Origin of the sequence: Mesorhizobium sp. WSM3626, from assembly GCF_000513935.1 — a bacterium.
GTDB classification, from domain to species: Bacteria; Pseudomonadota; Alphaproteobacteria; order Rhizobiales; family Rhizobiaceae; genus Mesorhizobium; species Mesorhizobium salmacidum.
In genome coordinates, this window is record NZ_AZUY01000055.1 from 1 (window position 1) to 20,585 (window position 20,585).

The window sequence follows — 20,585 nt, forward strand, 5'->3', positions numbered from 1 at the left end:
GGTGTCGGTGACGTTGGCCGTCGCCGTGCCGGTGCCGACCACCAGGTGTTCGAAGTTGCCGCCCGAGGTGGCGGTGATGGTGGCCGTCAGGTGCGAGGCGTCGTTGTAGACGTCCTCGCCATTGCCCGAGGCGATCGTCAGCGTGCCAACGGTCTGGCCGTCGGCGATGGTGATGATGCCCTGGTCGGTGGTGATCNTGGTGACGCCCTGCGAGGCGTCNGACAGCGTCGCCGTGAACACGTAGTTGGCGGCCGCCCCCTCGGCGACCGTCGAGGCGCTCAGGTTGACCGTCGCATTGTCAGTAATACCGTTGATAGTGATTGTTACTACCTGTGCTGTCCCGTCTGCGGTTAGAACCGTGAATGTGTCGGTCAAATGATCGCCTGCATTGAGCTCCTGGACTGCAATATTGGTGTTGTCGAGCGTGTAGGTCCAATTGCCAGCAGCGGTCATCGCAAAGGTGCCGTAGCCGTGGTCCGTTGCCCCGCCTGCAGCAACCGCCTGGAACGTATTCGCTGGATTGTCGACGTCGGTATCCGTGAGCGTACCGCTCACGGTCGGGACACCGTTGATAGCACCGCCGGCTTCCACAACCGTGCCACCAATGGCGCCCGAAACCACGGCGGCGTCATTCTTGCCGGTGATGTCAATCGTCACCACCTGGGCCGTGCCATCTTGCGTGTGCACGGTAAAAGTCTCGGTGAGGTGCTGGCCGGCGTTGAGCCCCTGCACCGTCGCATTGCTATTGTTGAGCGTAAAGGTCCAGACACCACCGGTGGTCATTTGGTAGGTGCCGTAGCTATGATCGCTGACGGCTCCGGCAGCGACCGCCTGGAACGTATTGGGCGTGTTGTCGACGTCGGTGTCCGTCAGCGTGCCGCTCGCCGTCGGCGTCCCGGCAATGGCGTTGCCCACGCCGCCGGCCTCGATCACTGAACCCGTAACCACCCCGGAAATCACCGCGGCGTCGTTGGTGCCGGCGAATTGTACCGTCGCGGTCGCCCAGCTGAGCGTGCCATTACCGAGCCGGATCGAGTAGATGAAGCTGTCGGTTAGGTACTGGCCTGCACTTAAGCCCTGTAACTGCGCCTTGAAAGCCGCTGACAAGGTAGTCGCGTCATATCCCACGCGTCCATCGGACGTTATCCAGATCTTCGCGCCGTTGTAACTCGTCTCGGAGTTGGCGGCTTCAATCCGTGCCAAGTCTTGTGTCAGCAAATCACCGGCGATGTATCCACCCATCGCGCCTGTATTGTTGATGCCATTGTCGATTGACCAGAGGGTCTTGGCGTTCCCGCCGAGATCGTTGGCCATCACACTCAGGAAGACGGTTTGGAGAATATCCTCGGTGAGCCCTGTCGTGTTGCTGGCGAACGTGTCGTCCTGCGCCTGCGGTGTATTGGAGAACGACGTCGCGGTACCGCCGGCACCGGTGACCTGAGTAGCCATTTTTCAACCCCCTGTTTTTCTGTGACAGACGCCCCTACGCCTGTTTGTTGCTAGTCTTGTTCGACCACGCTCTGTCCGAGCATCGATCCCAAAGATAGGCGCACAACTGGGTTGGAAGTGAAGTGCAGTGCATCATCAGCGAGCCTGCCGGACAAGAAGAGCCGGCTGGAGCTTGCGGATGATGATCGCTTGATGGCGGCTGCGACGACGTTGGTCGCTGCGCTACGTCTCCCTACCCAATTGCATCGTCTAAACGTCGGTTTCCGATCAAGAGATTTTAGACGATGCTTATATTAGGAGATTATTAACCCTATCAGGCTGGACACGTCAACGTCGCAGTTGCAAAACAGTTAATAGTTAAATATTGAAGCAAAGCCTCGGCCGCGGAAGTAGCCTTCCCTCAACAATCGATCACGCATGGGGCGGCTATGTCGATTGCAGCCTGACGCGGTGCCGGTGGTATCCGGATCGATGCGGGAGGGCCTTATCCGGCTTCTTACGCGGCGCCGGGCTGAACGCGGTCCTGTTCGAGGTGAAATGCCCGCCCTGGACACCTTTTTCCGGTTAGCGGATGGTGCGGAGCCCGTCCGCATCCTCGGCTGACCTATCCGAGAGTTTGACTGGCCAGAGCATAGGTTACCGGTGTAGCTGCACCGTCGGCCGCAAAATCGGCGAGGCGTTTGCCCATCGACATGGTCAATACCGTGTCGAAGACCGGCATTCCGCTGTGCGCCAGAAAGGCGGCGAATTCGCCGCTTCCCATATGCGTGTCCACCCGGAGGAAACTGCCCGAATGATCGGCGATGTGCGGCCGGACCACTGCGATGGCATCGGTATCTCGCTCGGCTAGGACCGGACCGATGACATGGCCGCGGCCGAAGGGCCGGCAGAGAGCGAAGGCCTTGAGCGCGCCCTCGCCGAAGAGCCCGTAGCCAACAGATTGTTCGAACAGCTTTTCGACTAGTGCCGCTCTATGCACTCCGAAACCGACCGCATCGAGCGCGATGATCGCCGGCAAGTGCTCGGCCACCAGCCGACGCACCTCGCCACACTCCCTGTCTATTCCAGCCGCCGTGGCGGCGCGGGCGATCCCATGGCAGTGATAGACGGTCTTCTCCGGCTTGAAGTCGAGCGAAAGGTAGAGCCGCTTTGCCGCCCGGGTCGCATTGAGGCGCAAGTCGCGCCCGACCACGTTGTCGAAGACCCGCTTCATCAGCCACTGGCCGGCTCCCAGCGTCTGCAGCCGCGGCGAGGTGATGACCATCCCTACGGTCGCGAAATCGTCGCCATGCGGGAACCACATGGCCGAGCCGAGCACCCGGCCGATCTCGTCGAGCGCAACGAACCCCCGTCCCGATTCGCGCAGGAATTGCCAGTCCTCGGCGCGATGCGGCCATCCCACGGATAGAGAGTGCGCGTGCAACCGGTCGAGTTCGACGCCTTCGATGTCGCCGATCCGCATCGAGAAGGCATCGATTTTCAAGCTTCCGGACGGCTTCAATTCCATGCCTCTGAAAGACCGCGTAACGAGTGACACACAGGCCACCCATGCTCCTGCCAACGCTAAAACAAACCATCGATACGATTTGCTAGAAAGCCGCGCACCAACGCAAGATTCAACTGAAACACTTCCGCTTTCGGCACGCAATCGCGAAAGAAGGCGCACATCCTCCTTCGAATTGTTGCAGCTTATGGTCGACGGCACCAATCCGGCGCACCCAAATGTTTTGAGGGCAGGAATGGACGTCTTCGGTATCCTTGACCGTCTCGTCGGCTTTCCATCGGTCGCCGGCAAGCCAAACGATGACATCGCAGGCTGGATCGAGGCCTATCTCGCGGAAAAAGGAGCGAAGGTTACCCTGCTCCCAGGACCGGAAGGCGACCGCACCAATCTTTTCGCAACGATCGGCCCCGCCGACGTCCCGGGCTACATTTTGTCTGGCCACATGGACGTCGTTCCCGCTGGCGAGCCGCAATGGACCTCTGCTCCTTTTACGCTGCGCCGGGACGGCGAACGCCTTTACGGACGCGGCACCACGGACATGAAGGGGTTTCTTGCCGCGGCGCTCGCGGCTGTACCTCATATAGCGGGCCAGCGCCTGACTAGACCGATCCACCTCGCCTTCTCCTACGACGAGGAGGTAGGATGCCGCGGTGTGCCGCATCTCATCGCCCGGCTTTCCCACCTTTGCGCAAAGCCGCTCGGCGTCATCGTCGGCGAGCCGAGCGGCATGCGCGCCGTGCTCGGCCACAAGGGCAAGGCGGCCGCCCGCTTCACCGTCAAGGGACGTGTAGGCCATTCCTCACGGCCGGACCTCGGGCTCAACGCCATCCATGCGATGTCCGAAGTGCTGGGCGCCGCCGTGAGTGAAGCCGAGCGGCTGACACACGGTCCGTTCAACCCTGCCTTCCAGCCGTCCTATTCCTCGCTGCAGGCTGGCGTGATCGCGGGCGGACAGTCGGTCAACATCATCCCCGACAGTTGCACGCTGGACCTGGAGGCGCGCGCCATCCCCGGCGTTGATCCCATTAGCCTGCTTACGCGGGTCAAGGCGCGGGCCGAGGCCCTTGCCGCCCGAGGGTATCTTGTCGAGTGGACACCGATGAGCGTCTATCCAGCGCTGTCGCTGCCGCAGGGCGCAGCCCTTGCGACGCTGCTGAGCAGACTGACCGGCGAAGCGCCGCTTGCCGCGGTCAGCTACGGCACGGAGGCCGGGCTCTACCAGGCAGCCGGGTTGGATGCCATCATCTGCGGCCCTGGTGATATCGGCCGCGCCCACAAGCCGGACGAATATATTCTCGCCAGCGAACTCACCGCCTGCCGGCGCATGATCGAAGCGCTGGGCACGCGCTGCACGTCTTGAAAGAGCACCGGAATGACATTCCTGTTCAATTCCGATGCGCGGCGTGGGGCGGTCTTCGCCGATGCCTTCGCCAAAGAACTCCCGGACGTCCCCTTCACTATGGATGCCGCAACGGTCGATCCCGACGCCGTGCGCTATTTCATTACCTGGACCGCGCCAGAAGACCTCGCACGCTACAGGAACCTGGAGATCCTGTTTTCCATTGGCGCCGGCGTGGACCAGTTCCGCCTCGATACAGTGCCTGAACAGGTGAAGATCGTGCGTACGATCGAGGAAGGCATTGTGCGCATGATGCAGGAGTATGTGACGCTGGCCGTCCTCGCCCTGCATCGCAACCTCCCCGGATATCTGGCGCAGCAGCGCGCCGGCGACTGGCGCGACATCCCACAGCTGCAGGCCGGGTCGCGTCGGATCGGCGTGCTCGGCCTCGGGCAGCTCGGCCAGGCCGTCCTCGACCGACTGAAACCGTTCGGGTTTCCGCTCGCCGGCTGGAGCCGCTCGCCGCGGCGGATCGAGGGCGTGACCTGTCATCATGGCGAGCCCGGGCTGAACGAGATGCTCGCGGCCAGCGACATTTTGATCTGCCTGCTGCCACTGACCGAGGAGACCCGCGGCTTCCTCGATGCCAACCTGTTCGCGAAACTGCCCCAAGGCGCGGCGCTCATTCACACGGGTCGGGGGCCGCAGCTCGACCACGAAGCGCTCGTCGCCGCGCTCGACAGCAACCACCTCTCCGCAGCGATGATTGATGTGACCGATCCCGAACCGCTGCCCACGGGCCATCCGTTCTGGTCGCATCCGAAGATCATCCTCACCCCGCATGTCGCCAGCGTCACCCAGCCCGCGACCGCCGCACGGGCCGTCATCGACAATATCTGTCGCCACCGCTCCGGTCTCCAGCCGATCGGGCTTGTCGACCGGTCGCGCGGTTATTGAAGTCCAACCAGAAAGGCCATCCTTTGTCCCTGCTCAAGACCGTCGATACCGACCCAAGCTTTTCGCCGCGCGAATCCAAGGCATTGCGTGAGCGGCTGATTGCCGGCGACCCTGCCTTCAAGACCTGGGCGCAGGACGTCACCAGAGACATCCATACAGGCGTCTGGGAAGCGACCCCAGGCGAGACGCGCTCAATCAAGGGCGAGACATTCGAGTTCTGCCACATCCTCTCCGGCGTGATCGAAATCACGCCCGATGCCGGCGTGACGATGACCTACCGCGCCGGCGACAGCTTCGTGATGAAGCCTGGCTTCACCGGTATTTGGAAAACGATCGAAACGGTGCGCAAGATCTACGTGACCGTGGGATGACAGGATCCGAGCGAGGTGCTGGCCCGCGGAAGATTTTGCCGTCCCCCTCACTCAGCACACAACATTCGTCGGTGGCGGAACGCCGAACAGCGCATGCTGCGTGCCGGCACGCGCTAGGCTCCTGCCGATGCCGTAGAGTGGTTGTCGATGAGCCTGAGCTTCGATCCCGATACAATCCCCCTTCCCGTCGGCCATTTAATCGGCGGGGAGTTGATTCCGGCTGAGGGCGGAATCGGGATGCGCCGCCCGTCGGACGGCAAATCATATGTTGCCTGTCCCGTGGCCGGCATAGACATGGTCGATCGTGCGGTGGAGAGCGCCAAGGCTGCGCTGAAGGCCAGCAACTGGGGCGGCGTCCGGCCACGCGAGCGCACCAAGGCACTCCAGGCCTGGGCCGATCTGATCGAAGCGGAAGCGGCAACGCTGGCCAGGATCGAGGCGCTGTCCTCGACGCGGCCCGTCGGCCAGCTTGTAGCGGGCGACATCGCCATTACCGCCGAGCAGATCCGTTTCTTTGCCGAATTCGCCGACAAGGAAGGCGGCGATTTGGCGCCGACCGACGACGGCAGTCTCGGCATGATCATGAGCGAGCCCTATGGCGTGGTCGGCGCGATCACGCCCTGGAATTTTCCGATCTCGATGGCTGGATGGAAGCTCGGTCCGGCATTGGCCGCGGGCAACGCGGTCCTGCTGAAGCCGTCGGAAATGACGTCCTTTTCGGCAGTCTATATGGCGCAACTCGCCGTTAGAGCTGGCCTGCCCGCAGGGCTCATAAACGTCGTGCTGGGAGACGGTCCGACGACCGGCACGGCGCTGACCGGCCATCCCGAGATCGCCAAGGTCTCCTTCACCGGCTCGACTTGCGCCGGATCGGCCATCATGGAGAATGTCGCCCGCACCGGCGTCAAGCCGATGACGCTGGAACTCGGTGGCAAGAGCCCGCAGATCGTCTTTGCCGATGCCGATCTGGACAAGGCGGCGACGGCCATCGCCGGCAGCGTCACCTTCAACGCGGGCCAGGCCTGCGTGGCCGGCACGCGCCTTATCGTCGAGAAAAGCGTCGCCGAAAGACTGACGGCCGCTATCCTGGGAAAGATGAAGGCGGTGCGGCCCGGCCCGACCTGGGACGCGACGACACAGTACTCCCCCATCATCTCCGAAGGGCAGCGGGCGCGTATCGATGGCATCGTGCGGGCCGCGGTTGAGGCAGGCGGCGAATGCCTCACTGGCGGCCATGCCATGGATCACGCCGGCTATTTCTACGAGCCGACGCTGATTACAGGTGTCGACCAGTCCAATCCTGCAATTGTCGAGGAAATCTTCGGCCCGGTCCTGACGGTGCAGACCTTCGAGACCGAGGAGGAGGCGCTGGCGCTGTCCAGCCATTCGACCTACGGGCTGGCTTCCGGCCTGTTCACCTCCGACCTGTCCCGCACCATCCGCTTCGCGCGCAAGCTTGAGGCGGGCACCGTCTGGGTCAACCGTTACAGCCGCTCGCGCGACCATATCCTGCCGACCGGCGGCTACAAGCGTTCCGGCATCGGCAAGGACCTCGGCCGCGAGGCCTATCTTGCCAATCGCAGGACCAAGAGCGTCCTGATCAGCCTCTAGAGAGATGCCGATGAAGTCCTATTCGATCGCCCTGATCCCCGGTGACGGCATCGGCCGCGACGTGACCGGGGCCGCCTGGTCCGTGCTTCAGACGGCGGCCAAATATGCCGGCTTTACCTTGGCCGGAACCGATTTTCCCTGGTCCTGCAAGTTCTACAAGGACACCGGCCGCATGATGCCCGAAGACGGCATCGAGACCCTGCGTGGCTTCGACGCCATCCTTCTCGGCGCGGTCGGCTGGCCGGCGGAGGTGCCAGATTCCGTCTCGCTCCACGGCCTGTTGCTGCCGATTCGCAAGGCATTCGTGCAATACGCCAACATCCGGCCGCACCGCCTGCTGCCGGGTGTGACGGGGCCGCTGCGGGCCGAGAGTTTCGACATATTGTGCATTCGCGAGAACACGGAAGGCGAGTATTCGGGCGCCGGCGGGCGTGTGCATCAAGGCACTCTGGACGAGGTCGCCGTGGAGACCTCGATCTTCACCCGCGCCGGCGTCGAGCGCATTCTGCGCTTCGGTTTCGAGCAGGCGCGGACACGGCGCGGCAAGCTGGCCTCCGTGACCAAGTCCAATGCGCAGAAATACTCGATGGTGTTCTGGGACGAGATCACGCGAAAGCTGGCTGCGGAGTACTCTGACATCGCTGTGACCAGCTATCATGTCGACGCGCTGGCCGCGCGCATGATCATGGCGCCGGAGAGCCTCGACGTGGTCGTCGCCTCCAACCTGTTCGGCGACATCCTCACCGACATCGGCGCGGCGATCCAGGGCGGGCTCGGCTACGCCGCCTCCGCCAACATCAACCCCGACCGCTCGGCGCCGTCCATGTTCGAGCCGGTGCACGGCTCCGCGCCCGACATCGCGCATCTGGGCATCGCCAACCCGATCGCCACCATATGGTCCGGCGCGATGATGCTCGAACATCTCGGCGAAACGGCTGCGGCCGGCCGCGTCATGAAGGCGGTCGAAGCGACAACCGCGCGCGGCGTTGGAACCACCCCCGGGAAGGACAGGACGGAAGCCATCACAGCGGCCGTCATCGCAGCACTCACCTGATTGCAAGGCATTTTCGATGAAAAACCTGAAGGACAAAACTCTCTTTCGCGAAGCCGGTCTGATCGGCGGTAGATGGGTCACTGCCGGCTCCGGCAAAACGGTCGATGTGCTCGACCCAGCGACCCAGTCGGCGATCGGCACGGTACCCGACATGGCCGGTACGGAGACCCGTGCGGCGATAGAGGCCGCCGCTTCCGCCTATGGAGATTGGAGGAAGAAGACCAACGCCGAACGCGCGGCGCTCCTGGAAGCATGGCATGGCCTGATGCTGGCGCATCTTGACGATCTGGCGCTGATCCTGACGACGGAACAAGGCAAGCCCCTGGACGAGGCCAAGGGCGAGATCCGCTACGGCGCATCCTTCGTCAAATGGTTTGCCGAGGAAGCGCGCCGCATCAACGGCCACACCATCCCCTCGCCCACATCAGACCGCCGCATCATCGTCCTGAAGGAACCGGTAGGCGTTTGCGGCATCATCACGCCATGGAACTTTCCCAACGCGATGATCACCCGCAAGGTCGCGCCGGCGCTGGCCGCCGGCTGCACGGTGGTCATCAAGCCATCCGAGTTCACGCCCTATTCGGCGCTGGCGCTCGGCGTGCTCGCCGAACGGGCGGGCATACCCGCCGGCGTCATCAACATCGTCACCGGCATGCCGGCCGAGATCGGCAACGAGATCATGGCGAACGAGACGGTGCGCAAGATATCCTTCACCGGCTCGACGCGGGTTGGTTCGCTGCTGATGCGCGGCGCGGCCGACAGCGTGAAGCGCTTGAGTCTAGAACTCGGTGGCAACGCACCCTTCATCGTTTTCGACGATGCCGACCTCGACCTTGCCATCGAGGGCGCGCTCGTCTCGAAATTCCGCAATGGCGGCCAGACCTGCGTCTGCGCCAACCGCATCCTTGTGCAAGCCCGAGTCTACGAAATCTTCGCCGCGAAGCTCACCGCCCGTGTCAACGCCATGACGGTGGGCCCCGGCACGCAGCCCGGCGTCGCGATCGGGCCGATGATCAACATGGCGGCGGTCGAGAAGATCAACCGCCACGTCGAGGACGCGCTCGCCAAAGGTGCCGAGATCATCACGCAGAAGCCGGCTTTGCCGGAGGGCCTGCAATATGTCGCGCCGCTGGTGCTGACCGGCGCCACGAACGAGATGCAGCTTGCCGACGAGGAGACATTCGGCCCGGTCGCACCGCTTTTCCGCTTCGAAACGGAAGAAGAAGCGATCGCTCTCGCCAACGGCACGCCTTACGGGCTTGCCTCTTACTTCTACACTGAAAATTTGAAACGCGCCTGGCGCGTCGGCGAAGCGCTGGAGTTCGGCATGGTTGGCCTCAACACCGGCTCGGTCTCGATGGAGGTGGCGCCTTTCGGCGGTGTCAAACAGTCCGGTCTTGGGCGCGAGGGGGCGCAGGCCGGCATCGAGGAATACCTCGAGATGAAGAGTTTTCACATGGGCGGGCTCAGCTGAGGCTGAAGCTAGGCTTAGCCGAAAGGGTCACTGAAACCGGTCGAGCGCCTTGTAGTAGAGTCCGACCATCGGCAGGAACCAGGGCTTGCCGGAATAGCCGGGGATGGCAGGCCACTCGAGCCCTTTCAGCGGATTGCGGTCGTCGCGGCCGAGCATGGCATCGGCCAGGACCATGCCGAGATGGGTGGAAAGCTGCGCGCCGTGGCCGGAATAGCCCATCGCGTACCAGACTCCATCGTGATAGCCGGCGCGTGGGAACCGGTCCTTGGTCATGTCGACCAGCCCGCCCCAGCAATAGTCGATCTCGACCCTGGCGAGCTCCGGGAAGATCGTGGCCAGGCTTGCCTGCAATATCTGGCCGCTCCTGGCGTCGGAGCGCTGGTCCGATGTGGCCGAGAAGCGTGCGCGGCCGCCGAAGATCAGGCGATTGTCGGGCGAAAGCCGGAAGTAGTTGCCGATGTTCATCGAGGTCACGCAAGTGCGGTTGCCCGGCATGATCGCGGCGGTCTCCGTGTCGCTCAACGGCCGCGTGGCGATAATGAAGCTGCCGACGGAGATGATCCTGCGGCGGAAATAGCCGAAATTAGGCGTGGTATAGGCGCCGGTCGCCACCAGCACGTTGTCGGCGCTGATGCGGCCACGCGACGTGGTCAACTCATGCTTTTTTCCCACCTGCTTGCGATCCGTTACCGCCGCGTTCTCATGGATAATTGCGCCGTGACGGGCAGCCGCCGTGGCCAGCCCGGCCACATAGCGGCCCATATGCATCATGGCGCTCTTCTTCGACAGCATCGCGCCATGGAAAGGCGAACCGATCTCGGATTTCAGATCATCTACCGACAGTAGCGCTGTGTCCGGATCCACCTCGGCATGGAGGGCTTCGAAGTTGCGGGCGATCGCTTCGAAATGCTGCGGCTTGGAGGCGAGCTTGAGCTTGCCGGCACGGCGGAAACTGCAGTCGATGCCTTCCTCGGCTACCAGCGCCTCGATCGTGTCGACGGAGTCGTCCAGCGCCCGGTAGAGCGCGATCGCGCGCTCCTTGCCGAGCTCCGCCTTGGCCGAGAGGTAGCTATGGGCAAGCCCGTTGTTCAGATGCCCGCCATTGCGCCCGGATGCCCCCCAGCCCACGCGCTCCGCTTCCAGCACCGCCACCTTGGCGCCGGCCTTCGCCAATTGGCGCGCCGCGGCGAGACCGGTGAAGCCGCCGCCGATGATGGCGGCATCGTAGTGCCCCTCGACCGGGCCTTGCGCCGCGCCGGAAAATACGGGGGCTGTGTCGTGCCAGTAGGAGACCAGCTTCATCGGCAATCCGCCTGTTTTAGAGACCAACCACGCCTGGAAGGCCCGAAATGTCCGATATCTCGACATAGCCGTAATAGGGGTTGGCCGGTTCGTGACCGCGGTTGACCCAGACCTTGTTCTTGATGCCGAGATCGTGCGCCGACATCAGGTCGTAGCGGAACGAGGACGAGCAGTGAAGAATGTCCTCCGGGCCGCAGTCCAGCCTATCGAACATGTATTCGAAGGCCTTGAAGCGGGGCTTGTAGGCCTGCGCCTGCTCGGCCGTATAGACAGCATGGAAGGGCGCGCCGAGCTTTTCAACATTGGACATGATCTGCGCGTTCATGGCGTTGGAGAGGATAACCAGCGGAATTTCCTTGGCGACCTTTGCCAGGCCCGCCGGAACATCTGCATGCGGTCCCCAGGTCGGGACACGCTCATAGACCATTTTGGCATCGTCGGGATTGAAGACAACACCATTGCGCTTGCAGGCGCGCTCGAGCGCATTGTGGACGACGTCAGCATAGGGCTTCCAGTCGCCCAGGATCTCGTCGAGCCGATATGCCGCGAAATTCTTGATGAACTCCTGCATGCGCGGCTCGTCGAGCCGACTGCCATAGAGGTCGCGCGCCGCTTCCGCCATCTGGAAGAAGGTCAACGTGCCATAGCAGTCGAAGGTGATGTATTTGGGCCTGAAAGAAGCCATGTCCGTCGATCTCCAGTGGAAGCACTTCCGCGTTGGGATGTATTTCATCATAGGCCGGCGGGCGGCGAGCCACCTGACCGAAATAGCCTTCCCGAAAGCAGAAAGTTTCGTATCCGCCTGCTGGTTTGGCACGCTGTAGCATCCCGACGGTCAATGAGCCCGCCTTCCTTGACCTGAAACGCATCCGCCACGGGCGGCGCCAGCACAAGATGCGGCGCACCGCTTACGCTACGGCGAATGATACCGCCGAAGCCAGCGCCTTCAGACGATCTGCGGCGCGCCGATGGTCGAGACTTACGGCAGACGGAAGGATGCCTCATGCAGCAGGAAGAGATCGAACTCCGAGCGTTCGGGCCGGACCATATCGAGGGCGCCGTCGCGCTTTCGCGCCAAGAGAATTGGCCGCATCGTCCGCAGGACTGGCAGATGGCGTTGCAACTCTCCAGCGGCGCGGTCGCGCTCGACGACCACGGCCAGGTCACCGGGACCATCCTGGTCACGCCCTATGGCGATGATTGCGCCATGATCAACATGGTGATTGTCGACAGGAATGTGCGAGGCAAGGGGCTGGGACGCCGGCTGATGGAAAAGGCCTTCGCCCTTGCCAAAGACCGTCCATTGCGGCTTGTCGCGACGCGGGACGGCATGCCTCTCTATGAGAAACTGGGCTTTGTGCCCTCCGGCAGGGTCCTGCAGCATCAGGGCCAGGTCGCGGAGCTTGATGCGCCTGCCGGGATGGAGACCGCGGCCATTGTCGACCTGCCGGAAATCAAGGCGATGGACCGCGACGCCTATGGCGCGGACCGTGAAGCTCTGATCGATGCGCTCGCCGAGCGCGGGGAATTCGCCGTCGTCCGCCGCAACGGCGCCATCGAGGCCTATGCGGCGATCCGCCCGTTCGGAGGCGGCGAGGTGATCGGCCCCGTGATCGCCGGGAGTGTCGAGGACGCCAAGGGCCTGATCAGCTTTTTCGCCGCGTCGCGCCCCGGTGTCTTCCTGCGCGTGGATACCGACAGCAGGACCGGCATCGCCGACTGGCTCACGGAAATCGGCCTCGCCCATGTCGGCGGTGGCGTGACCATGGACCGTCCGTCCAGGCCGGACGCGGCACGGGCACGGCCAAAAGTTTACGCACTCGCCAACCAGGCACTCGGCTAGAGCCGGATGATTTCGGATCGAGTCGATCCGAAGTCTGAATCCGGCTCTAAATCAAAGGGATAGAGCATGATGTCGTCCGAAAACCGCTTCACACTTTTCGGCATCATGCTCTAGCCGGAGGTATCAATGCTCGCCAATTTCCTGATCGAACTCGACCGCGCCCATCTTATTCATCCGGTTTCGTCTTATCGCGGCCACGAGGCGCTCGGCGTTCGCGTGCTGAAATCTGCGAAGGGTGCTACCGTGACCGATGCGTCCGGCAAGCAGCTCGTCGATGGTTTCGCAGGATTGTGGTGCGTCAACGCAGGCTACGGCCATGACAGCATCGTCGAGGCCGCGGCCCGGCAGATGCGCGAGCTTCCCTACGCCACCGCCTATTTCGATCTGGGTTCGGAGCCGGCCATCCGGCTTGCTTCGGAACTGGCGGAGCGCGCGCCCGGGGATCTGAGCCACGTCTATTTCACCCTTGGTGGGTCGGACGCGGTCGACAGCACGATCCGTTTCGTCCGCTACTACTGGAATGCCAGGGGCGAGCCGCAACGCGACCAGTTCATTTCGGTCGAGCAGGGTTATCACGGGTCGTCGGTGGTCGGCGCGGGCCTGACTGCACTGCCCGCTTTTCACGCCGGTTTCGGCATTCCCTTCGAATGGCAGCACAGGATTCCTTCCCCCTATCCCTACCGCAACCCGGTGGGCGAGGACGGCGACGCCATCATCGCCGCATCGCTTGGCGCGCTGAAGGCCAAGATCGAGGCGATCGGCCCGGAGCGGGTCGCCGCCTTCTATGCCGAGCCGATCCAGGGCTCTGGCGGTGTCATCGTCCCCCCGAAAGGCTGGATCAAGGCGATACGCGAGCTTTGCCGGGAGTACGGCATCTTGTTCATCGCCGACGAGGTGATCACCGGCTTCGGCCGCACCGGGCCCCTGTTCGCCTGCACGGAGGAGGACATCGTTCCCGACTTCATGACGACGGCGAAGGGCCTGACCTCGGGCTATGTTCCGATGGGCGCGGTGTTCATGGCCGATCATGTCTACGACGTGATCGCCGACGGCGCGGGCGCTTCGGCGGTCGGCCACGGCTACACCTACTCCGCCCATCCCGTCAGCGCCGCCGTCGCGCTCGAAGTGTTGAGGCTCTATGAAAATGGGCTTTTGGAGAACGGCATCAGGGCCGGCGCACGCCTGATGGCGGGATTGAACAGCCTGAGCGACCATCCGCTCGTCGGCGAGGTGCGCGGCCGCGGCATGCTTGCAGCGGTCGAACTGGTGACCGACAAGCAGAAGAAAACACCGCTTCCCGCGTCGGCCATGCCGGCGCGGCGAGTCTTCGACAGGGCATGGGACAATGGCCTCATCATCCGTGCCTTCGCGCATGGGGTCCTCGGCTATGCGCCGCCGCTGTGCTGTACCGACAGCGATATCGATGCGATCATCGAGCGCACGCGCCGAACTCTCGACCAGACGCTGGACGATCCCGATGTCCGCCAAGCTCTGGCATGAGAGGCCGCGAAATATGTCGGGTGTCGAAATATCGCCGGGGCAGATGATTTCGCAATTTTGTGCCGCGCACTTGCGCCTTTTCGGCGAATCCAGCGCGGGGGAAGTGCCAGACTGCAATTAAGACAAGGCCAGAAAGCCCGATTTTCCGGGCCTTCGGAAACGGCCGACGCCCCGGACAGCACGGAATTTTGTTCTGTTCAGCACATGCAATTCGGCAGCGCGCAAAGGAGAGCCAGTCTTGGCCAGGGGCTTTAGCGAATTCAAATACATGACCTTCGATGTGGTCGGCACGCTGATCGACTTCGAAGGCGGCATAACGACCTGCCTGGCTGGCATTGCCGCCGAGGCCGGTGTTTCGATCGACGGCGAAGAGGCGCTGGCCCTCTATCGGCAGGCCCGTTACATGCCTGGGGTGGGGTCGTTCCCGGACGATCTCGTGCGCGTCTACATGATCATCGCGCCGCGGCTCGGCCTGCCGGCCGAAGAGAAATATGGTGTCCGCCTGCGGGATTCAGCCATCGTTTGGAAAGGCTTCCCCGACAGCGCGGCGGCATTGGCCGACCTTGCGAAGTCGCACAAGCTAATCGCCATGACCAATGCCCGGCGCTGGGCGCTGGAGCATTTCGAGAAGCAGCTCGGATCGCCCTTCTTCGCCACCTTCACCGCCGACGATACAGGCACCGAGAAACCGGACCCGGCCTTCTTCCAGAAAGTTTTCGATTTCGTGGCGTCCCGCAGCGACAGCAAGGACGACATCCTGCATGTCGCGCAAAGCCAGCACCACGACATCGGCATATCCCGGGCGCTTGGCATGACCAATTGCTGGATCGAGCGCCGGCACGCCCAGAAGGGCTATGGCGGCACGATCGAGCCCGAACGCTTCACCAAGCCGGACTACCACTTCACCTCGATGGCCACCTTGGCGGCGGCCGTGCGGGAAAGCCTGAAAGAACGAACCTGAGCCAAGCCGGAAAGCTCGCAGCAAGACGGGCATCCGGACCGAGAAACCAACAGAAAGGGGAATGACATGACCGACAAGATCACCAACTGGACCAGCGCAGACGATGCCATGGTCGAAAGCGCCATTCGGCGGGGCGCGAACCGCCGCGAACTCCTCAAGATGCTGCTGGCCGGCGGCGCCGCTGTTGCCGCGGGCAGCGTGGTGCTCGGCCGAGCGACCCAAGCCGTCGCCGCCACGCCCGTTTCCGGCGGAAATTTGAAGGCGGCCGGCTGGTCGTCCTCGACCGCCGACACGCTCGACCCGGCAAAGGCGTCGCTCTCCACCGACTATGTCCGCTGCTGCTCGCTCTATAACCGCCTGACCTTCCTCGACAAGGATGGCAAGACGCAGATGGAGTTGGCCGAGAGTTTCGACAGCAAGGACGCCAAGACCTGGACGGTGAAGCTGCGAAAGGGCGTCACCTTCCACGACGGCAAGGACCTTACCGCCGAAGACGTGGTCTTCTCGCTGAAGCGCCATCTCGACAAAGCTGTCGGCTCCAAGGTCGCCAAGATCGCCGCGCAGATGACCGGCTTCAAGGCGGTCGACAAATCGACCGTCGAAATCACGCTCGCCGATCCGAATGCCGACCTTCCGACCATCCTGGCATTGCATCACTTCATGATCGTGGCGGATGGCACCACCGACTTTTCCAAGGGCAACGGCACGGGCGCCTTCGTTCTCCAGACGTTCGAACCGGGCGTGCGATCGGTCGTCACCAAGAACAAAAACTACTGGAAGTCGGGCAAGCCCTATTTGGACTCGTTCGAATTCATTGCCATCAGCGACGACAGTGCCCGCGTCAATGCGCTTTTGTCAGGGGACATCAATTTCGCGGCCTCGATCAATCCGCGCGCCATGAAGCTCATCGGGGGCCAGCCGGGCTTTGAACTCTCGAAGACGACTTCGGGCAACTACACGGATCTCAACATCCGCCTCGACACTGATCCGGGCAGCAAGGCCGACTTCGTGGCCGGCATGAAATATCTCGTCAACCGCGAGCAGATCGTCAAATCGGCATTGCGCGGCCTCGGCGAAGTCGGCAACGACCAGCCGGTTTCGCCAGCGAATATCTTCCACAATGCCGACCTCAAGCCGAAAGCTTTCGACCCAGACAAGGCGAAGTTCCACTTCCAGAAGGCGGGCCTGCTTGGCCAGTCCATCCCCGTGATCGCCTCCGACGCCGCGACCTCGTCGATCGACATGGCTGTCATCATCCAGGCCGCCGGCGCCGACATCGGCATGAAGCTCGACGTCCAGCGCGTCCCGGCAGACGGCTACTGGGACAATTACTGGCTCAAAGCGCCGGTCCATTTCGGCAACATCAATCCGCGTCCGACGCCGGACATCCTGTTCTCGCTCCTCTACGCCTCGAACGCGCCCTGGAACGAAAGCCAGTACAAGTCCGAGAAGTTCGACAAGTTGCTGATCGAGGCGCGTGGCTCGCTCGACCAGGCCAAGCGCAAGGAGATCTACAACCAGATGCAGGTCATGGTCTCCGAGGAGGCCGGCACCATCATCCCGGCCTACATTTCCAACGTCGATGCCCTTTCCAGCAAGGTGAAGGGTTTGGAAGCGAACCCGCTTGGTGGCATGATGGGCTACGCAATGGCGGAACACCTCTGGCTCGAAGCCTAAGACGCGCTTGTCGGGGGCCGGGCAGCCGGTCCTCGGCGCCGCATCGCGCAAGATTGTTGGCCGAATGCAACCGCAGGGAGCGCTTCCATGACGTCTGGGGTTCTAAACCTCGTGTTGAAGCGGCTGGCGATCGCGCTCGTCACCCTTCTGATCGTCCTGTTCGCGGTTTTCTTCGCCACCAGCATGCTGCCTGGCGACACCGCGTCGATCCTGCTCGGCCAGGCGGCGACCCCCGAAGCGGTCGCCGGTCTACGCGAGGCTATGCATCTCAACGATCCGGCGATCCTGCGCTTCCTGCTCTGGCTCGTGGGCCTGCTGCGCGGCGACCTCGGCACGTCTTACGCCAACAATATGCCCGTCGCGGCACTGATTGGCGGACGCCTGCTCAACACAATGGAGCTCGCAGGCATCACCACGCTGCTCTCGGTGCCGCTGGCGCTGATGCTCGGCATCACCGCCGCGATGCTGCGGGGTTCCGTCTACGACCGCACCGTCACCATCCTTTCGATCGGCATCATCTCCGTACCGGAATTCATGGTCGCGACTCTCGCGGTGCTGCTGTTCGCCGTATATCTCAGATGGCTACCTGCGTTGTCCTCGGTCAACGAGGCGCATTCGCTGACCGACCTCTTGCGGATTTATGCGATGCCTGTGATCACGCTTACCTTCGTCATCTCCGCCCAGATGATCCGCATGACCCGCGCCGCGGTGATCGAAACGCTCTCCACGCCTTATGTCGAGATGGCGCTTCTCAAGGGTGCTTCGCGCAGCCGCATGGTGCTGAGGCACGCGCTTCCCAACGCTCTAGGCCCGATCGTCAACGCAGTCGCGCTCTCGCTTTCCTACCTGGTCGGCGGCGTCATTATCGTCGAGACGATCTTCAACTATCCCGGCATCGCCAAGCTGATGGTGGACGCGGTCGCGACCCGCGACCTGCCGCTGATCCAGAGCTGCGCAATGATCTTCTGCCTCGGCTATCTCCTGCTCATCACCGCCGCCGACATCGTCGCCATCATGTCCAACCCGAGGCTCAGATGATGGTGGCACGCGTCGCAGCCTCCCGACGGTCCTTCCTGGGCCACAACTACAATCTCGTGGGCGTGATCGCCGCGCTGGTCATCCTGGCATGGACGCTGATTGCCATCTTCGCGCCCTACATCATTCCCCATTCGATCGGCGACATCGTCGACGACGATTATTTCGGCCCGATGCGCCAGGGACTTTGGCTCGGCTCGGACTATCTGGGCCGCGACATGCTCTCGCGGGTGCTGATGGGCGCCCGCTATACCGTTGGCATATCGCTCGCCGCCGTCGTCATCGCCTGCTTTTCCGGTGTCGTGCTCGGCATGATCGCGGCCGTCACCGGCGGCTGGCTCGACACCTGCCTCAGCCGCTTCCTGGACGCCATGAACTCGATCCCCAGCAAACTGTTCGGCCTCGTGGTCGTCGCCGCGGTCGGCTCGTCGATCCCGGTGCTAATACTGACGCTCGCCGTCATTTACACCCCCGGCGCCTACCGCTTCGCGCGGGCGCTTGCCGTCAACATCAACACCATGGACTTCATGACCGTCGCCCGTGTCCGTGGCGAAAGCACCATCTATCTCATCGGGTCCGAGATCCTGCCCAACATCATCCGCCCGGTGCTGGCCGATTTCGGCCTGCGCTTCGTCTTCATCGTGCTGTTGCTCTCCGGCCTGTCCTTCCTAGGGCTTGGGCTGCAGCCGCCGCTCGCCGACTGGGGCGCGCTGGTGCGTGAAAATATCGGCGGCCTGCCTTTCGCGGCGCCCGCCGTCATCGTGCCCTCGCTGGCGATCGCCAGCCTCACCATCAGCGTCAACCTGCTGATCGACAATTTGCCGAAGAAGATCAGGGACCGGAACGCATGACCAATCTCGTCGAGGTCAGGAACCTGAGGATCGAGGCGACGACCGACGCCGGGCGAATTGTCGAAATCATCAAGGGCGTCAGCCTCGATATAGCCGACGGCGAGATCGTCGCCCTCATCGGTGAGAGCGGCTCCGGCAAGACGACAGTGGCGCTCTCGCTCATGGGGCACGCCCGGCCAGGCTGCCGGATCACCGGCGGCGAGATCAACGTCAACGGCAAGAACATGGCGGCACTTTCCGAAAAGGAGCGTGCCAAACTACGCGGCACCGATATCGCCTATGTTCCGCAAAGTGCCGCCGCGTCATTCAACCCCTCGTCCACGATCATGGAGCAGGTGATCGAGGTTACGCGGATCCACAGACTGATGCCTCCCGAACAAGCTCGAAAGCGCGCGGTCAAGTTGTTCAAGGCCTTGTCGCTGCCGGATCCCGATGGGATCGGCGCCCGCTATCCACATCAGGTTTCAGGCGGACAATTGCAGCGGCTGTCGGCGGCCATGGCGCTCATCGGTGATCCCAAGCTGGTCATCTTCGATGAGCCGACGACGGCACTCGACGTGACGACACAAATCGACGTGCTGAAGGCGTTCAAGTCGGTCATGCGGGCGGGCGGCATAGCGGGTGTCTACGTTTCGCACGACCTCGCGGTCGTCGCCCAGATCGCCGACCATATCGTTGTGCTGAAGGGCGGCGAAGTGCAGGAGACCGGCACCACGGCTCAAATTCTTTCGGCTGCCCAGCATCCCTACACGCGCGAACTGTTGGCCGCGTTCGAACCGAAGCGGCGGCAAGCGCATGCGGACGCGGATGTGGTAACCAAACAGCTGCTGCGCATCGACAATTTGACGGCCGGCTACGGCGCGGTTCGGGATGACGGACTGCCCCTCATCCGCGCCGTCAACTCCGTCAGCCTGGCCGTGGAGAAGGGGCGCAATCTCGGCATCATCGGCGAATCCGGCTGCGGAAAATCGACGCTGGCGCGGGTGATCGCCGGCATCCATCCGGCGGCCGCCGGAGAGATCGTCTTCGATGGCAGGGAACTGCAGCGCGCGGCGGGCAAACGCAGCCAGGACCAGCTGCGCGAGATGCAGATCGTGTTCCAGTACGCCGATACCGCGCTCAATCCGGCCAAGCCGGTGGAAGACATTATCGCCCGTCCGCTGGTCTTCTATCACGGGCTCGACAGGCGGACGCGGTCGAAGCGCGTTGACCAACTGCTTGACATGGTGCGCCTGCCCAAGGCGTTGCGCTACCGCCATCCATCGGAGCTCTCGGGCGGCCAGAAGCAGCGTGTGAACTTCGCGCGCGCGCTGGCGGCCGACCCCAAGCTGATCATCTGCGATGAAATCACCTCGGCGCTCGATACGGTGGTGGCGGCCGCGGTGATCGAGCTTCTCAAGGAGCTGCAGCGCGAGTTGGGGCTGTCCTATATTTTCATCAGCCATGACCTCTCGGTCGTCGAGGCCATCTGCGACGAGATCATGGTCATGTACAATGGCGAGCGGGTGGAGCAGATCACGCCCGACAAGGTGAAGGCAGCCACCCATCCCTATTCCAAGCTGCTGTTCTCCTCAGTACCGAAGCTCGATCCCACCTGGCTCGATGGCCTTGTCCGTGATCCCGACCTCGTCAGCCAATACGGCCACCGCTGACCACT

At 63.0% G+C, this 20,585-nt stretch carries 18 protein-coding genes; 14 read left to right on the forward strand and 4 right to left on the reverse strand.

Going from position 1 to position 20,585, the window contains the following annotated elements; genetic code table 11:
- Both M653_RS1000000135110 and M653_RS0127065 read right to left on the reverse strand, forming a co-directional pair.
- Window positions 1–1,449: VCBS domain-containing protein (locus M653_RS1000000135110; protein ID WP_027146122.1), on the reverse strand; the 1,449-nt coding region annotated here is incomplete at its 3' end.
- 604 nt (window positions 1,450–2,053) lie between these two features.
- The gene (locus M653_RS0127065) at window positions 2,054–2,956 is read right to left on the reverse strand and encodes a GNAT family N-acetyltransferase (RefSeq protein ID WP_027146123.1); all 903 of its coding nucleotides are present in this window, start codon (window positions 2,954–2,956) and stop codon (window positions 2,054–2,056) included.
- Between the two features lie 232 nt (window positions 2,957–3,188).
- Here M653_RS0127065 and argE point away from each other — a divergent pair, with 232 nt between their 5' ends.
- From argE to M653_RS0127095, 6 genes are all read left to right on the forward strand, one after another.
- A complete protein-coding gene (argE, locus tag M653_RS0127070) occupies window positions 3,189–4,313 on the forward strand; it encodes an acetylornithine deacetylase (protein WP_027146124.1) in 1,125 nt (374 codons plus the stop codon).
- A gap of 12 nt (window positions 4,314–4,325) precedes the next feature.
- Window positions 4,326–5,249, forward strand: a complete 924-nt coding sequence (locus tag M653_RS0127075) for a glyoxylate/hydroxypyruvate reductase A (protein ID WP_027146125.1) — start codon at window positions 4,326–4,328, stop codon at window positions 5,247–5,249.
- Between the two features lie 23 nt (window positions 5,250–5,272).
- Window positions 5,273–5,620, forward strand: coding sequence for a cupin domain-containing protein (locus M653_RS0127080; RefSeq protein ID WP_027146126.1), 348 nt, complete (start codon window positions 5,273–5,275; stop codon window positions 5,618–5,620).
- 147 nt (window positions 5,621–5,767) lie between these two features.
- Complete coding sequence (locus tag M653_RS0127085) at window positions 5,768–7,231, forward strand: aldehyde dehydrogenase family protein (RefSeq protein ID WP_027146127.1); 1,464 nt, start codon at window positions 5,768–5,770, stop codon at window positions 7,229–7,231.
- Between the two features lie 10 nt (window positions 7,232–7,241).
- Window positions 7,242–8,285: a tartrate dehydrogenase gene (locus M653_RS0127090; protein ID WP_027146128.1), complete on the forward strand. Its 1,044-nt coding sequence runs from the start codon at window positions 7,242–7,244 to the stop codon at window positions 8,283–8,285.
- A gap of 16 nt (window positions 8,286–8,301) precedes the next feature.
- Window positions 8,302–9,759: an NAD-dependent succinate-semialdehyde dehydrogenase gene (locus M653_RS0127095; protein WP_027146129.1), complete on the forward strand. Its 1,458-nt coding sequence runs from the start codon at window positions 8,302–8,304 to the stop codon at window positions 9,757–9,759.
- A gap of 27 nt (window positions 9,760–9,786) precedes the next feature.
- Here the strand turns inward: M653_RS0127095 and M653_RS0127100 are convergent, their stop codons facing one another.
- Together M653_RS0127100 and M653_RS0127105 are read right to left on the reverse strand one after the other, a co-directional pair.
- Entirely contained in the window at window positions 9,787–11,061 is a 1,275-nt protein-coding gene (locus M653_RS0127100; protein WP_027146130.1) for an FAD-binding oxidoreductase, read from the reverse strand.
- Window positions 11,062–11,077: 16 nt separating this feature from the next.
- On the reverse strand, window positions 11,078–11,746 hold the full coding sequence (locus M653_RS0127105; RefSeq protein WP_027146131.1) for a haloacid dehalogenase type II: 669 nt from the start codon (window positions 11,744–11,746) through the stop codon (window positions 11,078–11,080).
- Here M653_RS0127105 and M653_RS1000000137430 point away from each other — a divergent pair.
- The 8 genes from M653_RS1000000137430 (at window position 11,745) to M653_RS0127150 (ending at window position 20,580) form a co-directional block, all read left to right on the forward strand.
- Entirely contained in the window at window positions 11,745–11,885 is a 141-nt protein-coding gene (locus M653_RS1000000137430) for a hypothetical protein (RefSeq protein WP_198028847.1), read from the forward strand. The two genes, M653_RS0127105 and M653_RS1000000137430, sit on opposite strands and share 2 nt — an antisense overlap.
- A gap of 179 nt (window positions 11,886–12,064) precedes the next feature.
- Complete coding sequence (locus M653_RS0127115; protein WP_027146132.1) at window positions 12,065–12,904, forward strand: GNAT family N-acetyltransferase; 840 nt, start codon at window positions 12,065–12,067, stop codon at window positions 12,902–12,904.
- A gap of 126 nt (window positions 12,905–13,030) precedes the next feature.
- Window positions 13,031–14,404 carry an aspartate aminotransferase family protein gene (locus M653_RS0127125; protein WP_027146133.1) on the forward strand — a complete coding sequence of 458 codons (1,374 nt, stop codon included), beginning with the start codon at window positions 13,031–13,033 and terminating at the stop codon, window positions 14,402–14,404.
- A gap of 238 nt (window positions 14,405–14,642) precedes the next feature.
- Window positions 14,643–15,365: an HAD-IA family hydrolase gene (locus M653_RS0127130; RefSeq protein ID WP_027146134.1), complete on the forward strand. Its 723-nt coding sequence runs from the start codon at window positions 14,643–14,645 to the stop codon at window positions 15,363–15,365.
- A 66-nt stretch (window positions 15,366–15,431) separates the two neighbouring features.
- Window positions 15,432–17,042 carry an ABC transporter substrate-binding protein gene (locus M653_RS0127135; protein ID WP_027146135.1) on the forward strand — a complete coding sequence of 537 codons (1,611 nt, stop codon included), beginning with the start codon at window positions 15,432–15,434 and terminating at the stop codon, window positions 17,040–17,042.
- Between the two features lie 87 nt (window positions 17,043–17,129).
- Entirely contained in the window at window positions 17,130–18,080 is a 951-nt protein-coding gene (locus M653_RS0127140; RefSeq protein ID WP_027146136.1) for an ABC transporter permease, read from the forward strand.
- Window positions 18,077–18,928, forward strand: a complete 852-nt coding sequence (locus M653_RS0127145) for an ABC transporter permease (protein WP_027146137.1) — start codon at window positions 18,077–18,079, stop codon at window positions 18,926–18,928. Before M653_RS0127140 ends, M653_RS0127145 begins: the two co-directional genes overlap by 4 nt.
- Window positions 18,925–20,580 carry an ABC transporter ATP-binding protein gene (locus M653_RS0127150; protein WP_027146138.1) on the forward strand — a complete coding sequence of 552 codons (1,656 nt, stop codon included), beginning with the start codon at window positions 18,925–18,927 and terminating at the stop codon, window positions 20,578–20,580. Before M653_RS0127145 ends, M653_RS0127150 begins: the two co-directional genes overlap by 4 nt.
- Window positions 20,581–20,585 lie beyond the last annotated feature (5 nt).

Bases quoted from the DNA above. Each gene is read 5' to 3' on its own strand.
- M653_RS0127065 (WP_027146123.1), bottom strand. From the start codon at position 2,956: ATGGAATTGAAGCCGTCCGGAAGCTTGAAAATCGATGCCTTCTCGATG.
- argE (WP_027146124.1), top strand. From the start codon at position 3,189: ATGGACGTCTTCGGTATCCTTGACCGTCTCGTCGGCTTTCCATCGGTC.
- M653_RS0127075 (WP_027146125.1), top strand. From the start codon at position 4,326: ATGACATTCCTGTTCAATTCCGATGCGCGGCGTGGGGCGGTCTTCGCC.
- M653_RS0127085 (WP_027146127.1), top strand. From the start codon at position 5,768: ATGAGCCTGAGCTTCGATCCCGATACAATCCCCCTTCCCGTCGGCCAT.
- M653_RS0127090 (WP_027146128.1), top strand. From the start codon at position 7,242: ATGAAGTCCTATTCGATCGCCCTGATCCCCGGTGACGGCATCGGCCGC.
- M653_RS0127095 (WP_027146129.1), top strand. From the start codon at position 8,302: ATGAAAAACCTGAAGGACAAAACTCTCTTTCGCGAAGCCGGTCTGATC.
- M653_RS0127100 (WP_027146130.1), bottom strand. From the start codon at position 11,061: ATGAAGCTGGTCTCCTACTGGCACGACACAGCCCCCGTATTTTCCGGC.
- M653_RS1000000137430 (WP_198028847.1), top strand. From the start codon at position 11,745: ATGTCCGTCGATCTCCAGTGGAAGCACTTCCGCGTTGGGATGTATTTC.
- M653_RS0127105 (WP_027146131.1), bottom strand. From the start codon at position 11,746: ATGGCTTCTTTCAGGCCCAAATACATCACCTTCGACTGCTATGGCACG.
- M653_RS0127115 (WP_027146132.1), top strand. From the start codon at position 12,065: ATGCAGCAGGAAGAGATCGAACTCCGAGCGTTCGGGCCGGACCATATC.
- M653_RS0127125 (WP_027146133.1), top strand. From the start codon at position 13,031: ATGCTCGCCAATTTCCTGATCGAACTCGACCGCGCCCATCTTATTCAT.
- M653_RS0127135 (WP_027146135.1), top strand. From the start codon at position 15,432: ATGACCGACAAGATCACCAACTGGACCAGCGCAGACGATGCCATGGTC.
- M653_RS0127140 (WP_027146136.1), top strand. From the start codon at position 17,130: ATGACGTCTGGGGTTCTAAACCTCGTGTTGAAGCGGCTGGCGATCGCG.
- M653_RS0127145 (WP_027146137.1), top strand. From the start codon at position 18,077: ATGATGGTGGCACGCGTCGCAGCCTCCCGACGGTCCTTCCTGGGCCAC.
- M653_RS0127150 (WP_027146138.1), top strand. From the start codon at position 18,925: ATGACCAATCTCGTCGAGGTCAGGAACCTGAGGATCGAGGCGACGACC.